Raw genomic sequence first — 1,566 nt, forward strand, 5'->3', positions numbered from 1 at the left:
TTTTGGGTGGTCTCCGGTTCTCCGGGGGGGGGCGCCGGTGTCCTTTCAGCCGGGGGCCGCCCCCCGGCCCGGTAAGAAATAGTCTGGCAGACAAGTGTGGTATATCCCGGTTTTTCCCCAAGTCTAAGGTCGCCGGATGCCTGCCTTCTACTCTACCTGTTTCCCTGGGCCAGCGCTTCAGCAACCGTGCTCAGCGGCAGCAGCAGCGAGCGCGGCGCGTCCAGGAGCGAAACGGCGCCATAGCTCTCGTACCAGGCGGCGGCCCGTTCGCTCTTGGCATCGATCAGCAACGCGACTCCGCCGACCTGAGAAGCGGCGAATAGACAGCGGCGGCCGGCGCTCAACAAGAGTTGTCCACCCAAGCCAAGGCCTTGAACGCTGAGATCGACGGCCAATCGTCCCAGTCGGAATACTGGCACCTCATAGCGGGCAAGCCCCTTCTTCATGACGGCAGGCGTGCGCGCATAGTCAAGCGACGCGGGGCTGACGCTGTAAAAGCCAAGGAGGTGGTGGTCGTCATCGACGGGTGTGGCGACAAATGTCTTTGCGCCGCCTCGCTCGTGATTCTGTCGCGCGTGTCGTTGCAGGAAATCGTTCAACTCGGGGTCGCCACAATCGAAGGCATTGCGGTCGAGGCACTTGGAGATGGGGGACTCGCGCCAATCGGGCGGTAATCTCATGTGCTCTTCGGTAAGCGATGTGCCGCCTTCAGGAGCTTGGCGCTGGGCGCCGCTGGGTTCTCCAGTGCGTCGAGAACCCGCAGGCTGTCGCGTTCGGACAGACGCAGGCGCTCCGCTTGGTCGATCACCTTGCGCGCTGCCTCCAGCGCATGCCGGAGAACGAAGTCTGTCATGTCCGTGTGTTCGATCGCCACCGCGCGCATCAGCATCGCCTTATCCTCGGAGCGGATTCGCAGTGCCAGTCGGCTGTTGTTTTCGACCATGGTGCGGGGCATGTCTGAGTCCTGTTTCTGTACGAATTGAAATGGTACGTTTTGATCCTGCCCGATGCAACGCTGGACCCCAGCGCTTCTTGGTCTAGCGACCCCCTGGATCTGCTGGCCTGGGGGCTGTCCCCATTTGTCTCTTCGCCTCCTTGGCTAACTTGTCCATATTTCGTGCCTGGCCGAAAAGCCTGTTTCATCTTACAGGACAATGGCTTAAAATATGACCCCATGGTCGAAGTTTCGGTGCCGAGGTCGATCAATAGGGACGCAATGTAGCCTAAGGCATTGATTGTCCGAAGTAGGGTTCAAACCACCGCCTTTAGGCGGTCAGATTTATCTTTAGAAGCCTTTTGCAAGGTCGATGAGATGGTTCTTGGCGAATGACGATCGCCTCGACGACCTCTTTACGCTTCTGATTTCGCAGTTCGATCTTGGTGCTCATGCCCCATGATTTTACACTGCGAAGACTTATGCAACAATTAATACCCAACCGCCTGGCTGATCCAGCACAAGCTGATGCAGGCAATGACCGAGCGTGAGCGTACCTATGCGCTCAGTGGCGACGTCCAGGTCGACGACGTCTATCTCGGCGGTGAGCTCACGGGCGGCAAGGCCGGGCG

2 protein-coding genes and 1 pseudogene are annotated in these 1,566 nt (G+C 59.2%); 1 reads left to right on the forward strand and 2 read right to left on the reverse strand.

Annotation, left to right across the window (positions count from 1 at the left end):
- Positions 1-152: 152 nt before the first annotated feature.
- Positions 153-599: a GNAT family N-acetyltransferase gene (locus tag G3446_RS26640; RefSeq protein ID WP_209262661.1), complete on the reverse strand. Its 447-nt coding sequence runs from the start codon at positions 597-599 to the stop codon at positions 153-155.
- 77 nt (positions 600-676) lie between these two features.
- Positions 677-955, reverse strand: coding sequence for a type II toxin-antitoxin system TacA family antitoxin (locus G3446_RS26645; RefSeq protein WP_164456672.1), 279 nt, complete (start codon positions 953-955; stop codon positions 677-679).
- 474 nt (positions 956-1,429) lie between these two features.
- On the opposite strand from G3446_RS26645, the pseudogene G3446_RS26650 reads away from it, so the two are divergent.
- Positions 1,430-1,566 (forward strand): annotated as a pseudogene (locus G3446_RS26650) (IS1595 family transposase); the annotation flags it as partial.

The sequence above is a fragment of the Thiorhodococcus minor genome, assembly GCF_010820565.1.
Classification (GTDB): Bacteria; Pseudomonadota; Gammaproteobacteria; order Chromatiales; family Chromatiaceae; genus Thiorhodococcus; species Thiorhodococcus minor.